This window comes from Bacillus sp. ISL-51 (assembly GCF_018613535.1).
Classification (GTDB): domain Bacteria; phylum Bacillota; class Bacilli; order Bacillales; family Bacillaceae; genus Bacillus.
On sequence record NZ_JAGGQB010000013.1, the window covers coordinates 31,037 to 45,217 of the forward strand.

Annotated in this window: 15 protein-coding genes; 1 reads left to right on the forward strand and 14 read right to left on the reverse strand. The window is 45.8% G+C overall.

What is annotated here, in order from left to right; all coding sequences use genetic code 11:
- Window position 1: 1 nt before the first annotated feature.
- The 11 genes from J7E26_RS16375 to J7E26_RS16425 all read right to left on the reverse strand — a co-directional run bounded on the left by J7E26_RS16375 (window position 2) and on the right by J7E26_RS16425 (window position 10,498).
- Window positions 2–769 carry a hypothetical protein gene (locus tag J7E26_RS16375; RefSeq protein WP_214802012.1) on the reverse strand — a complete coding sequence of 256 codons (768 nt, stop codon included), beginning with the start codon at window positions 767–769 and terminating at the stop codon, window positions 2–4.
- Window positions 770–890: 121 nt separating this feature from the next.
- Complete coding sequence (locus J7E26_RS16380) at window positions 891–1,262, reverse strand: hypothetical protein (protein ID WP_214802009.1); 372 nt, start codon at window positions 1,260–1,262, stop codon at window positions 891–893.
- A 12-nt stretch (window positions 1,263–1,274) separates the two neighbouring features.
- A complete protein-coding gene (locus J7E26_RS16385) occupies window positions 1,275–1,805 on the reverse strand; it encodes an NAD(P)H-dependent oxidoreductase (RefSeq protein WP_214802006.1) in 531 nt (176 codons plus the stop codon).
- A gap of 24 nt (window positions 1,806–1,829) precedes the next feature.
- Window positions 1,830–3,371: a DHA2 family efflux MFS transporter permease subunit gene (locus J7E26_RS16390; RefSeq protein ID WP_214802071.1), complete on the reverse strand. Its 1,542-nt coding sequence runs from the start codon at window positions 3,369–3,371 to the stop codon at window positions 1,830–1,832.
- A gap of 94 nt (window positions 3,372–3,465) precedes the next feature.
- Window positions 3,466–4,131 carry an HlyD family secretion protein gene (locus J7E26_RS16395; RefSeq protein ID WP_214802003.1) on the reverse strand — a complete coding sequence of 222 codons (666 nt, stop codon included), beginning with the start codon at window positions 4,129–4,131 and terminating at the stop codon, window positions 3,466–3,468.
- Window positions 4,132–4,167: 36 nt separating this feature from the next.
- The gene (locus J7E26_RS16400; protein WP_214802000.1) at window positions 4,168–4,632 is read right to left on the reverse strand and encodes a MarR family transcriptional regulator; all 465 of its coding nucleotides are present in this window, start codon (window positions 4,630–4,632) and stop codon (window positions 4,168–4,170) included.
- A gap of 184 nt (window positions 4,633–4,816) precedes the next feature.
- The gene (gene yhbH / locus J7E26_RS16405) at window positions 4,817–5,986 is read right to left on the reverse strand and encodes a sporulation protein YhbH (protein ID WP_214801995.1); all 1,170 of its coding nucleotides are present in this window, start codon (window positions 5,984–5,986) and stop codon (window positions 4,817–4,819) included.
- A gap of 188 nt (window positions 5,987–6,174) precedes the next feature.
- The gene (gene prkA / locus J7E26_RS16410; protein ID WP_214801992.1) at window positions 6,175–8,070 is read right to left on the reverse strand and encodes a PrkA family serine protein kinase; all 1,896 of its coding nucleotides are present in this window, start codon (window positions 8,068–8,070) and stop codon (window positions 6,175–6,177) included.
- Window positions 8,071–8,428: 358 nt separating this feature from the next.
- A complete protein-coding gene (locus tag J7E26_RS16415) occupies window positions 8,429–9,139 on the reverse strand; it encodes a hypothetical protein (protein WP_214801989.1) in 711 nt (236 codons plus the stop codon).
- A 10-nt stretch (window positions 9,140–9,149) separates the two neighbouring features.
- Entirely contained in the window at window positions 9,150–9,863 is a 714-nt protein-coding gene (locus J7E26_RS16420; protein WP_214801986.1) for a polymer-forming cytoskeletal protein, read from the reverse strand.
- On the reverse strand, window positions 9,854–10,498 hold the full coding sequence (locus tag J7E26_RS16425) for a YhbD family protein (RefSeq protein WP_214801984.1): 645 nt from the start codon (window positions 10,496–10,498) through the stop codon (window positions 9,854–9,856). The genes J7E26_RS16420 and J7E26_RS16425 overlap by 10 nt, the downstream gene beginning before the upstream one ends.
- 166 nt (window positions 10,499–10,664) lie before the next feature.
- Between J7E26_RS16425 and J7E26_RS16430 the strand changes: the two genes are divergently transcribed.
- Window positions 10,665–11,372 (forward strand): SMR family transporter, encoded by a 708-nt coding sequence (locus tag J7E26_RS16430; RefSeq protein WP_214984579.1) that lies wholly within the window; start codon window positions 10,665–10,667, stop codon window positions 11,370–11,372.
- Between the two features lie 75 nt (window positions 11,373–11,447).
- Here the strand turns inward: J7E26_RS16430 and trmL are convergent, their stop codons facing one another.
- From trmL to queG, 3 genes are all read right to left on the reverse strand, one after another.
- The gene (trmL, locus tag J7E26_RS16435; RefSeq protein WP_214801982.1) at window positions 11,448–11,930 is read right to left on the reverse strand and encodes a tRNA (uridine(34)/cytosine(34)/5-carboxymethylaminomethyluridine(34)-2'-O)-methyltransferase TrmL; all 483 of its coding nucleotides are present in this window, start codon (window positions 11,928–11,930) and stop codon (window positions 11,448–11,450) included.
- A 36-nt stretch (window positions 11,931–11,966) separates the two neighbouring features.
- A complete protein-coding gene (locus J7E26_RS16440; RefSeq protein ID WP_214801980.1) occupies window positions 11,967–12,878 on the reverse strand; it encodes an amidase domain-containing protein in 912 nt (303 codons plus the stop codon).
- An 83-nt stretch (window positions 12,879–12,961) separates the two neighbouring features.
- Window positions 12,962–14,122 carry a tRNA epoxyqueuosine(34) reductase QueG gene (queG, locus tag J7E26_RS16445; RefSeq protein WP_214801978.1) on the reverse strand — a complete coding sequence of 387 codons (1,161 nt, stop codon included), beginning with the start codon at window positions 14,120–14,122 and terminating at the stop codon, window positions 12,962–12,964.
- Window positions 14,123–14,181 lie beyond the last annotated feature (59 nt).

A 14,181-nucleotide genomic window follows, 5' to 3' on the forward strand; every position in this document is an offset into this window, starting at 1 on the left:
ATTACACCTCAACCTTGCGATGAAGAAGGATAGAGGCGAGAAGCAGATACAGTACGGTCAAAATAATTACAACAAGAATTTCAAGCAGCGATAAATGAACGGCCTTCAGCTCTACGGTCCAGCCTATCTGCTTTGCGAAATGAAATTCAAAGTCACTATACACTTTTACCGGCCATAACCTGCTCCCGGTTTCTGTTAAAGGAGTGATGATTTTATCATCAACAAAGGTCCACACTGCTGCGATAACAATACAAATCACCCAGCGGAGGACGGGGAAATATTTTAAAGAGTGAAAAACGGTCCAAAATACAGCCACAACCACACACAAATACGCTGAACTGATCAGCATGTAAACATTTATCACACTGATCGTGCCGGCCAAGGGAATTTGGTGTTCCAGCAGCCCTTTTTCAGAAAGCATTCGGTACATCCAGATTCCGTAACCGGTCAAAACCACCTGCGATATCAACTGATACAGCAGAGAAGCCGTCAGTTTGGAAGCCAGTAAATAAAACCCGCCATTCGGATTGTAAAGCCAAAGCTGGTTTTTTCCTTCTTTATGAAGGTGGTAGTACATAAGAAGCGGAGACAGCAGAAATTGAAAAACTCCCATCGCCGCGAAGAAACCGAAGATGATCAGCGGCGCTTTTTCACGGGCAGCGATAACGTGAGCTATCAGGCCGCAGCAAACCAAGCCGCACAGCCACACGGCCAGCCCTGGCCACGAAAGCCTCGCATCTTTTTTCAGCAAGCCTAAAAACGAATTCATTCTTTCCCTCTCCATTCAAGTGTATGAGTAACATAGTACACTAGTTCATCTTAAAATACAATCCCCCGGCAAAAATGCAAAAAAAGGCAAATCCGTTTTACGCAGATTTGCCTTTTTTCCGTTATTTCTTTTTGTTTTTTAAGGAGAGCAGCGCATCACGATAGCTGCTATCCTGCATTTTGTCGCTTGTTGGATCGTTTTTCGGCTGATCCCCGTCAGAAGTTTTAAACTTCTGAAGCGCCTGACGGTAAACGTCATCGGCCATTGTATTCTTTTTCTCCTTAGGAGAATCCGCTTTTACAGCGACGGGAACATGTTCAGCCGAGCGTTCCGCGGCCGGATCATGCTTTTCCGTCTGCTGTTCGGCTGAAGTGCCGATCGCTTCTCTTGTTTCATTTTTTACATTTTGTCCAGCAGAAGTGTTACGGACGTTGAATGTGATAAGAAGTGCAATCACAATGACAGCAGCAATAACCGCTATAATAATGGCCATATAACCCTCTCCTTACTGTCCGGCTGTTAAATTACCTGTGACTTGGCTGACACGTCTGCCAAGCGCACGGCCTAATTGAAGGCCTTCTTCCGTCATCAGCACATCACTGTCAACCGGGCATGTGACACCTGCGCCATAGTAAGAGCCGTACAGCGCGTTTTCAGGGACATTGCCCGGCAGACCGACAACAATCATGCCTTGGTGAAACATCGGAGTGATCAGATTGTGCATTGTCATTTCTAATCCGCCGTGCGTTGTCGCCGTCGTACAGAAGACAGCGCCGACTTTATCGATCAGTTCGCCCTCAGCCCACAGATAGCCGAGCTTGTCGATCCACGCTTTTAATCCGGAACTGATTGTGCCGAAATGTCCCGGGCAGCCCCAGATAATAGCGTCCATATCCTTCAGCTTACGGATGTCGGCATGATCGACATGGTCGATCAGAACCTCAGCGGCGTCATTTTCTCTTGCACCTTCCGCAATGGCTTCGGCAAGATGTTTTGTGTGTTCACCTTCACTATCGTACACTACGTAAATTTTCATTCAGGAAACCTCCCAATCACAAGTTTAAGATTCCTTCACTTCTTTAGGGGCCGGAAGCAATGACAGCTCCTCTTTTTTCTTCGCTCTTTGTTTGTCCTTTCTTACGTCACGCAAGAAAAGGCTTAAGACAACGCCGATAACCGCAAAAATCGTCGCCCACATAAACGCGTCATTAATTCCCATTACGTTGGAATTAAGTGAAGCCGTTTTGTAGAGATATGAATATACGGTTGATTTAGCGGTATCAAGAGACATGTTCATGTTAACCATTAAATTCGAAACCGCGCTTTGGAAAGACTGCATAAAGCTCGGATCAGCAGTGCTTGTTTTATCGGCAATTTGCGTATAATGGAATGTCGTACGATTCGTGTAAATGGTTGTGATTAAACTTGTTCCGATTGAACCGCTGATTTGGCGGAGCGTGTTGCTCATCGCCGTACCGTGGCTGTTCAAGCGGGCCGGAAGCTGGTTCATCCCGGCTGTCATAACAGGCATCATTAACAATGACATACCGAACGCGCGGATGGCGTAAACAAGCATAATGTGCGTGTAAGGCGTATCAATTGTTAATTTTGTATATTGGAATGTCGTCGCAACCGTAATGACCAGCCCGACAATCGCAAGCGGTCTCGGACCGATTTTGTCAAACAGAATTCCAGAAATCGGCGACATGATCAACATGACAATCGCGCCCGGTAAGAGAAGCAGACCGGATTGAAGCGCCGTAAAGCCGACCAGGTTCTGCAAGTAAATCGGAAGCAGGAACATTCCAGTGTAAAGCGCAACGGTAATAATGACATTTATGACACTGGACAGTGAGAAAATGTCGTATTTAAATACTCTGAAGTCGAGCATCGGTTTCTCTGAGCGCAATTGCTGAATGACAAATGCCGCAATCGCGATGATACCGACAATAACGGTAGAAAGAACGATAGGATCTCCCCAGCCGTCGCTTCCTGCTTCACTGACTCCGTAAAGCAATGAGGCAAATCCGATAATCGATAGGATTGCACCCAAGCTGTCGAGTTTGATTTTTTGCGGCTCAACCAAGTTCTTAAAGAGGAAAAACGCTATGATAATAACGATTGCCCCGATCGGAACAAGGCCGTAGAACATGATGCGCCATGTGTAATGCTCAATGATCCAGCCGGAAAGAGTCGGCCCGACCGCAGGAGCGAACATCATCGCAAGGCCGAAAATCCCCATTCCTTTCCCCCTGCTTTCAGGCGGGAAGATAAGCAGAATAGTTGTCATAACAAGCGGCTGAAGTATACCGCCGCCGACCGCCTGAATTAACCGGCCGATCAGCATGGTTGAGAAGTTAGGCGCGATTCCGCAGACTAACGTTCCCGCTGTAAAACAGAACATGGCGACGAGAAAGAGGCTTCTCTGCCCGAATCGGGTAATTAAGAAGGCCGATAACGGAATCAACACGCCGTTGACCAGCATATACCCGGTCGTCAGCCACTGAATCGTCGTTGCACTCACACCGAACTCGGTCATTAAGTGCGGCATCGCCACGTTAAGAAGCGTTTGGTTCAGGATCGCCAGGAATAACCCGGCCATAAGCACTATAAGCAATGTTTTAGGACTTTTTACTTGATTATCTGATTTAGCCACCTAAGACAACCTCCCTTCATGGTTTGATGACTGATCTGTATTATTCAGAAATTTTTACAGATGCGTTCATACCAGGAAGCACCTTGTCAGATGGGTTGCTGAGTGAAATTTTAACAGGAACTTTTTGTGTTATTTTTGTGTAGTTGCCGCTTGAGTTTGAAGACGGCAGCATGTCAAATGTAGAGTTTGTCGCATAGCCGATTTCTTCTACTGTTCCGTCAAATGTTGTATTTGGATCGCCGTCAACGACAACGTCTACTTTGTTTCCTACTTCAATGTCTCTAATGTCTGTTTCTTTAATGTTAGCTGTGATGTAAAGGTGTTTCATGTCAATTTCTTGTGCAATTGTTGTACCCGCTTGCACCATTTGACCGTTTTTCACTTCGTTTTTCACGATTGTTCCATCCATGATGGCTTTAACATCAGCTGATTGCTGGCCTTTGATTTTCGCAACAACATCGTTTTTGCTTACTTCTTTCCCCTCATCAAGGTTCCAGTCTGTTACTTTACCAGCTGCAGGTGCTGTAATTGCCGCCATGTCGCCGGCCACTTTTGCTTCATCGGTTTTTACATAGTGCGTGCTTTGATAATAGTAGTAAGCACCTCCGGCTATAATTGCAAGAACAACAATCAAACCGATAATGTTGGTCAGAATTAAACGTCCTCTGTTCATTTTGTTTTCTCCTTTCGTTTCTTCCTCTATCATTTTGTGGAATGATGATAAAAATATGTGGGAATTTTTTTATTTTCCGTTTTTCACTGCACAGCCGTTCGCAAGCTTCGTTAAGCTTTCTGCAAGCTTACGCAGGTACTGCAGTTCAGCGGTATTAAGCTGCCTGTAAAGCCCCGCTGCTTTTTCAGCGTACTGAACAGCAGCTTTCTGTAGAAGTTCTTCCCCCTCTTCGGTTAACTGAATCATAACAACACGCCGGTCATCGTGATAGTCGCTTCGAACCATTAAGCGGCGCTTATACAGAATATCTGTCATTCTGGTTACAGACGCCGGTTTCAGATCCAGCGACAAAGCCAGCCTTGAAAGCGCCGTGCTTCCGCTCTTATGTATTTTGAACATCAGCAGATATTGAAGGACTGTAATATCAAAAGGCTCAAGAACAGTCTCCAGAATCATCTTTTGCTTTTTATAAATTGATCTGGATGTATCAAACAGCTGTTCAAAACTGAGCAAAGCACGTTCTGATTCAATCACCGTATTTTCGCCTCATTCCCTTAATAATAGTTCACAAGATAAAATATTAATAAATGAAAGAAGATTTGTAAAGAGAAAAGTTTCATTTTTTACGATCTTTTTTTGCGACTTATTTTTAATTAAAAAAAGCCGTGCAGAGAACCGTTGCTGAACGATTCCTTACATGGCTTTCAGGGTGGGGCTGTTAACCGCTTACTCCTACTTCCTCTTTTTTAAAAAAGTTTTTCAGCGCCTGAAAAACGTCTGATTTCTGTTTTAAAATGTAATATTTGAATTTATCGTCCTTCACATTTTTATACGCGGACATGAGCGTAGAATGCCTGTTATATTGATTGACCTCGCCGTAGCAGAATAAATTCGACTTTTTCATAATATCGTTGACAAGCTTCACACAGCGCGCGTTGTCTGACGTTAAATTATCTCCGTCCGAGAAATGAAACGGATAGATATTATAGCGGGACGGGTCGTATTTTTCATCAATTAATTCAAGAGACTTTCGGTAAACGGATGAGCAGATGGTTCCGCCGCTTTCCCCTTTGGAGAAGAAATCTTCTTCCGACACGACTTTCGCTTCCGTATGATGGGCGATAAATTCAATATCAACGGTCTCATACTTTGTCCGTAAAAATCGTGTCATCCAAAAAAAGAAACTTCTTGCCATATATTTTTCCCAGACGCCCATCGAACCGCTTGTATCCATCATTGCTAAAACGACGGCTTTCGACTCCGGCTTTGTCACATCATTCCATGTTTTATATTTCAGATCCTCCGGATAAATCGGATAAAACGACGGTTTTCCCGACATGGCGTTTCGTTTATATGCGGACATCATCGTCCGTTTCTTATCAATATTCCCTGTTAACCCGGTTTTCCGGATATCATTAAACTCAATATCGGTATGGACGATATTGTCCCTTTCCTTTTGCTGCAGATTCGGCAGTTCTAATTCCTTAAACAGCGCCTCCTCTAAGTCCATTAATGAAATTTCCGCTTCATAATAATCCTCGCCCGCCTGGTCGCCGGCACCCTGGCCTTTTCCGGTATCTTGCTTTTTATCCCCGCCGTCTCTGGCGACGACATCGCCGACCTGGCTGTCACCTTCACCTTGGCCCACATGTTTGTTTTTATCATAATTATAGCGGATCTTATATTCATCAAGCGAACGGATCGGGATTTTCACGACATCTTTTCCGTTGGACATAATAATGCTTTCTTCGGTCACAAGATCTGGAAGATTATTTTTGATGGCTTCCTGTACTTTCTTTTGGTGGCGCTGCTGGTCGTCAAAGCCTTTGCGATGGAGGGACCAGTCTTCCTCTGAAATCAAAAAATTGCCGCTGTCATTGTGGGACATGAATTCCCCTCCTTAACCGTTATGGTCGTTTTACATGTGTATTCCGGCTTGGGCTGGTTTATGAAACAAGTCCGCCGAAAAGATTTATTTTTATCTTATGCCGATTTGCTCCGTCAATTGACAAACAATTGCGAAAAACAAACAAAGAACCCGTCCTTTTGGGACGGGTTTCTGATGAAGCTCATGCATCAGCGGTTCAGCAGGCTGCCGACATACTTCAGCAACTCATTTGCGCTTGTTGAATTATAGCCGTGTTCATCTATTAAACGGGCCACAACTTCATTGACCTTTTTGAGCTGCTGCTCATCCGGCGTCTTGGTTGAGGTCGTAATTTTCACAACATCTTTTAAATCGGCAAACAGCTTTTTCTGAATCGCTTCACGCAGCCTTTCGTGTGAATTATAGTCGAAACGTTTTCCTTTTCTCGCGTAAGCGGAAATGCGGATTAAAATTTCTTCGCGGAACGCTTTTTTCGCGTTTTCTGAAATGCCGATCTGCTCTTCGATGGATCTCATCAGCTTTTCATCAGGATTCATTTCTTCTCCCGTCAGCGGATCCCGAAGCTTATTTTTGTTACAGTATGCTTCGACATTATCTAAATAATTGTCCATCAGCGTTTTTGCAGATTCTTCATATGAGTAGACGAATGCCTTTTGCACTTCTTTTTTGGCGATGTCATCGTACTCTTTGCGGGCCGCAGAAATAAAATTCAAATAACGCTCTTTATCTTCGTTTGAGATAGAAGGATGCTGGTCGAGCCCTTCTTTCAAAGAACGGAGCACGTCGAGCGAATTGATGGACTCCATATTTTTTCTGATAATAGTTGAAGAAATGCGGTTAATGACGTAACGCGGGTCAATTCCGCTCATTCCTTCATCATGATATTCCTTCTTCATATCTTCAAGGTCTACGGAGTTGTATCCTTCAACGCTTTCTCCGTCATACAGCCTCATTTTTTTGACCAAATCGATATCAGACCGTTTCGGTTCCTTCAGACGGCTTAAAATCGAAAACATCGCAGCCACCTTTAATGTATGAGGGGCAATGTGAACGTCAGACACATCGCTTTCCGAAATCATTTTTTCATAAATCCGCTCTTCCTCAGACACCTTTAAGTTATATGGGACGGGCATGACGATGATTCTGGAGTGAAGGGCTTCGTTTTTCTTGTTTGAAATAAACGATCGGTACTCCGTTTCGTTTGTATGAGCGACAATCAGTTCGTCGGCTGAGATCAGCGCGAAACGACCAGCTTTAAAATTTCCTTCCTGCGTGAGCGACAGCAGGTGCCACAGGAATTTCTCATCACATTTCAGCATCTCTTGAAACTCCATCATCCCGCGATTCGCTTTATTTAATTCGCCGTCAAACCGATAGGCGCGCGGGTCTGATTCCGATCCGTATTCAGCAATTGTTGAGAAATCAATGCTTCCCGTTAAATCGGCGATATCTTGAGATTTCGGGTCGGATGGGCTGAAGGTTCCGATTCCGGTCCGCTTATCCTCTGAGAAGAAAATACGTTCAACCTTTACATCCTCAATTCTGCCGCCGTACTCTTCTTCAAGCCGCATGACATTGAGCGGAGAAAGGCTGCCCTCGATTCTGATCCCGTATTCTCTATAGAAGTCGTCGCGCAGATGGTGGGGGATGAGATGGAGAGGGTCTTCGTGCATCGGGCAGCCTTTAATGGCATAAACAGCGCCGTTGTCAGTCAGGGAATAGGCTTCAAGCCCTTTTTTCAGCATGGTGACAAGCGTTGATTTCCCGCCGCTGACAGGTCCCATTAACAGCAAAATCCGTTTTCTTACGTCAAGCCGCTTGGCAGCCGGATGAAAATATTCTTCTACGAGCCGTTCCAGCGATTCCTCGAGCCCGAACAGCTCCCGTGAGAAAAAGCTGTATGTTTTTTTACCGTCAGCCTCCTCAATTCCGCTGTCTTTTATCATATTAAATACGCGAGAATGAGCAGACTGCGCGACCAATGGATTTTCTTTTATGATCTCCAAATAATCAGCGAACGTCCCTTCCCATTTGAGACGCTGCTCTTCCTCTCTGTACTTTTCAATTTTCTTTAATATATCCATAAGAACCTCCTCTATCATCGTTAATGCGCTATAAATAAGGTACTTTGATACAATCTATGCGGCGATGTGATGACACATGCTTTTCGTTTCTTAAAAATAAAGAGGTTTCAGCGGTCATTGACAAGGTTCGGCCGCACCGTTCATAATAAAGGAAATACAGTTTCATCCAGACTCGGACATCAAATGGAAAAACAAAGAGGAGGAGAAATGATGAAAACGATCATCATGCTGGGGGTCATTCTCACTTTTTTAGTATCCATTTTTACGGCGGGCTATGATAGCAAACCCGGGAAAGAGAATAACGTCTGAAAGGGTGCTCTGACACAGAGCACCCTTTTCTTAGCAACATAACAATGTTTTATATTTGAATGTGTTCATGAACGCTTGATTGCGCATGGCGTTTGCAGCTCGTTTGGTACTCGATTTTACCGATTTTGCAGCCCGGGCCGATTTCCACGTGCTTTCCTCTGACGATTTCGGCATGTGTGTTTTCGAGATAAATCGTGTCACCTTCAATCAGTTCCGCTGAAAGCGTGCCTTCGTTCCGTTTGAAAAAACCCGTTTTCCGTTTGACGGCAATGGACGTGCCGCCGATTTCTTTCACACGGCTTGCGTCATGGCGCAAATTGATTTTAATTTCTCCGGCATTTAACAGCCCCGCTACATCTATGCAGCTGGCGGCATGGAACCGCTCTGTCTCACAATCGCCTTTGACCGTAAGACTGCCCTTTACGTCACAATGATCACCCGCTGCATAGCCGGAAATCTCAGCGAGCCCTTTCAGCTTCATCTCCCTGAATCGCAGAGAGCCGCCGATTTTCATCGTACCGAACACGCTGATTGCACCGGCAGACAGATTTCCCTCCACCTCACTTTCTCCGAATATACGAAACCGATTGACGGCTGCATCTCCAAGGAAACGGCCCGTGCCGAAAATCCGGCAACGTTCGCTTTGGAGCCCTTCACCGACAACGCCTTCGCCTTTAATATTTACATAATGATAGGAACCTCCTGCGGCGTGCCCGGCTCCGTACAATTTTAAATTGCTCTGTTTTTTTGTCGTTTCCACCGTAATCCTCCTATATCTTCACGCTTTTCTTTACTGAAGCGGACGGGTCACACGTAAATTCGCCGCTGTATTCCACCGTCTCAATTTGACAATCAGCACCGATTCGCACCGTATTTCCGCGAACTGTTTTTGCTTTCGTATCCCTCAGTTCAATGATGTCTCCCTCAATTAAATCGGCAGTCAATACCGGGGCGGGCATCAGTTTCATCCGCGTGAGCACTCCTTTTCGGCTCGTCACCTGCAAATGGCGGCAGCCGATTTCTCTCACATGGCTCTCTCCGGCTGTCAGTTTGATCTTGACCTGATCGGCATTCAGCAGACCGCCGATTTTGCATTTTCCTTCTGACCGGAATATCTCTGTCTCACAATCGCTTTCAATAGCCGCTTTGCCGGATATGAAAATATCATCGGCTTTTACAATACCGCCGAAGGACGAAAACCCGGCGATGTTCAGCCGTTCAGTGCTGACATCTCCTTGAATAACGCCCGTTCCGTTTATACGGATGGATTCAGCTTCAACGCCGCCGTGAATTTTCCCCGATCCGCTGATGGTAATGGTTTTAGCCCTTACATCGCCGACTGCTTTTCCGCTGCCGTTAAACGAAAGAGTCTCACACTCCAAATCGCCGGACACCGTGCCGCTGCCATTTATCTCAACCGTTTGAAAGGAGCCGCCTTTTGAGCTTCCTGAACCGTTAATGACTAATTTATCCGTTACTTCCATTGATGGTCCTCCTGCATAAACTTCGTTTTTAATTCTTCTGATGCCGCCGCAAGCGCCACCCGTTCGACCACTTTGACAGACCGTTCAAAGAGAATGTGTTCTGTGTCTGCGATAAAACATGTGGCGACGCCGAGCTTTCGCAAAATGACCAGCTCTGTATGCCCCTTCATCTCCGAAGCATCGTATCTTTTCAGCACATCCGCCGCCATTTTTCCTTCATCAAGGCTGATATCGCCCGACTGCAAAAGCCCTTCAATCACATATAAAGACAGCAGGTCACGGGATGTGAATGCCGCGCCGGCTTCACTTTTCCCAGATTCATAGACATGGAGCGCAGCCTTTGAAATCAGTCCTTTTTGAAGCAGCTCTTCCGCCGTCATGCTGACATCCGCCATTTTAGGAGACAGCATATCCCTCATTTCATCCAGGGACAGATTTTCCTTCATCTTTTGTATTTTGGAGATTCGCTTTAAAATATCATCTCTCGGAAAAAACGTTTCTTGCCCGGTAAATGTTGATTTTCGGATAAACCATTCTTCAGGAATTAAATTTTTCCGTTTCCAGCGATACAGCTGTCCGTACGAGATTGATGTTTCTTCAAGCAGTTCTTTTTTAGATATTAATTGTTCTTCCATAAATCCAGCTCCTTCGATGAACACATTGTAACATAACACTGTTACGTTGTTAAGCGGGAATTCATAAAAAATCTTTTATTGCCTGTTTGATTTCCATCATTTACTATACAGACGTAATGAAGCTTCAGATCATAAGGAGGCGTATCCGCATGACGGTTTTTGCCCTTTGTACGCTGCTGCTATCGGCCTTCATTCATGCTTCGTGGAACTTTTTATCGAAAAGGCTGACGGCGGCATGCCGTTCATATGGCTGTTTACGGCAATTGCAGCTGTTGTTTATCTGCCTTTGGCCGTTTGGATCGTGCTCGCGGAAAAGCCTTATTTCGGGTTATGGCAAATTGTTATGATGATCGGAAGCACCCTCGCCCATTTCACCTTTTTTATTCTTTTGCAAAAGGGTTACAAAAAGGGTGATTTGTCCCTCGTATACCCCGTCGCAAGAGGAACAGGGCCATTCCTCACCTGTATTCTGGCGATTGTTCTTTTTCATGAGAAACCGTCTGTCTGGACGATTGCAGGCACTTGTTTCATCGTGCTCAGTGTGTTGTTTTTTACCTGCGGATTAAAGAAACTGACATCATCTGAATCTCTCATTCCCATTCTTTACGGTCTGGCAACGGGTGTCATGATCGCCGGCTATACGCTGTTAGATAAGGGCGCCGTCAGCACATGGTTCGTGCCTCCGCTGCTGCTGGATTTCTGCAATACGATCGGCCGGCTCATCATCTTGACCCCTTTTGCGATAAAAAATTGGAGCGACATACAGTACGAGTGGAAGGCACATAAAAAAGAGGCGGCGGGTGTGGGCGTCTTTAATTCATTGGCTTACATTCTGGCGCTGTCCGTTATGGCTTCCGCACCTGTCGCCGATTAGGGAAATCAGCATTCTCATCGGCACGATCATGGGTTTGGATAAAAAAATCCGCCCATTTTCATGAGCGGATTTTTCTTATATCAAATCTCTGTAATTTTGCTGGCGCAGCGCCTCATATACGAGAACCGCGGCTGTGTTAGACAGGTTTAATGATCTCACATGCTCCGTCATCGGAAGACGCAGGCAGCGGTCCATATTGTTTTCAATCAATTCTTTCGGCAATCCGCTTGTTTCTCTACCGAATACGAAGAAAAAGTCCTCCTCCGTATTTGTGTAATCAAACGACGTGTGCGGTTTTTGACCGAATTTTGTGATGAAGAAAAACTGTCCTTTTTTGTAAGCCTCAAATAATTCCTCCAATGAATCATGATAAACGACGTTGACGAACTCCCAATAATCGAGTCCGGCGCGCTTCAGCATTTTATCATCGGTTGAAAATCCGAGCGGGCGGATCAAATGAAGCGTTGTATCTGTTGCCGCACAAGTCCGTGCGATATTTCCCGTATTGGCCGGGATTTCGGGTTGATATAAAACGACATGTAATGCCACGATGTTCACCTCTGTTTTTTATTCCGCCCACCATTATATCATTAATTACTCTTTTGTCGTATCATCCGTAATATGAAAAAACGCATATCTGATGGAAGGGGTATAAGCCGTTGAATCCTCATATGACCAATATCTCATCCTGCTGTCATATGATTGGGCGTTGACAAGCGGCATGTTGCTTTTATCTTTCGCGACGACAATCGTCGTGTGATTAAAGCGGCCGTCCCCTTCAAAATCATAACAAATGACATCTCCCGGCATCAGCTCTTCAGCGCTTGATACCTGCACGGCACGGAGTCCGGCTTTAGACTGAGCCAAATACCTCTTCATGGAATGTGCGACCGTCCAGCTGTAGCTCCATGAGCTTTCCTTCATCCACCAGCCTGATCCTCTGTTCGGATGGCCCCGCATCGGTGCTTTTCCCGCGTGAAGGCATTGCGAAATAAAGTTCGTGCAATTGTCGCTGAAATTTTTATAGCTTGGATTGCGTTTATTCCAGAATTTTTCCGCGTATTGCACAGCAGCCAAGCGGTCGTATTGAAACGCTCGGCCGAAATCCTCACGTTCACTTCTCACATATTCAATCACACTGTTGCCGTCAGAGAATCCGGCCGGTTTTTGCTTTACCTCCTGATCCTTGATCAGCATTTGATCATAGAGAAAAGCGGTTCGTTCCTCAATCTGTTCTTCTAAATAAAGGTCTCCGTCCAGCTCCTTGCACAAGTATTCAAAGTGTATCGTATACATCACGCATAACGTTCCGTCATCTTCCAGTTTGCTGTATACAATCACCGCTTTCGCCTTCGCTTTGACGATTTCAACCTTCCGTTTTTCAAACAGCTCTTTTTTCCGCGTCATAACGTCAAGATCGCCGGCCTGCCCTTCCTGCCTCAAGTCGGTTCCGTTTACCAAATAATGAAGCCGGGCCTCCGCCAATCCTTCTATAATGTGCTTCAAGCGCTTCACCCACCATACATTTTTATAGAGAAAAAACACTTGAAATGACTCAAGTGTTTTTTACCATCTTCTCTATACATATGTCAGGACAGGCTCGGTTTAGTCTTATCAGAAACGGATAACAGCTCTAATCCCTTTTCGATTTCCTGTTTCGCTTCTTCGTCCTGTTCCTTGTGAAGCGCTTTTTCTAATTCCTCCGCATATGCCTGGCCACCGATCTTTCCGACAGCCCAGGCGGCCGTTCCCCTGATGACGGGACGCGGGTCCTGGTGCATCAGCGCCGTCAGCTCCGAGAGAGCCGAGGTATCTTTGAAATGAGCCAAGGCTAAAATCGCATTGCGCTGAATCGGTTTTTTGCCGCGCCACGAGCCGGACACATGTCCGAATTTTTCTTTAAACTCGCGATTGCTGATCGTCAGAAGCGGCTTTAACAGCGGTTTTGCGATTTCCGGGTCAGGCTCCATTTGCGGATGGAGATGAAAGTCTTTCCCCTTATTGATCGGGCATACCGTCTGGCACGTATCGCAGCCGTACAGGCGGTTGCCGATTTTCGTGCGGAATTCGTCCGGCAAAAATCCTTTTGTCTGGGTGAGAAACGAAATACAGCGCTGGGCGTTAAGCTGGCCGGGATTGACAAGGGCGCCGGTCGGACAAGCGTCCAAACACTTTGTGCATGAACCGCACATATCTTCTATCGGCACATCCGGCTCAAATGGCAGGTTTGTAATCATTTCCGCCAAATAGACGTACGACCCGTATTCAGGTGTGGTAATCATGCAGTTTTTTGCGCTGAAGCCTATTCCCGCCCGCTCTGCGACGGCTCTGTCAGATAATTCACCTGTATCAACCATTGACTTCGTGCGGATATCCTCGTGTTTGCTTTGGAGAAATTTCTCTAGCAAATCAAGCTTTTCCCGCAGCACATCATGATAGTCCTTTCCCCAGGAAGCTCTGCAAAAAATGCCGCGCCGGGCGTCCCTCGTGCTCCTCGGCGCATCTTTCATTTTAGAAGGATACGCAAGGGCGATGGCGACGATGGATTTCGCTTTCGGCAAAAGCAAGGTCGGCGTGACCCGTTTTTCAATATCGGGTTCTTCAAAACCGGACAGATAGCCGAGAGATTCCTGCAGAATCAGCCGATCCCTCAGACTGTCGAACGTATCGGCCGTCGTAAAGCCGATTTTGTCGACTCCGATGCTTTTGGCGTATTCGATTAATTCCTCTTTCAGTTTATGAATATTCATTTTTTGCACAGCCTCCTTTCTTTGTGATCACGCTCCCGCCCGGGTATAATAGACTTTTA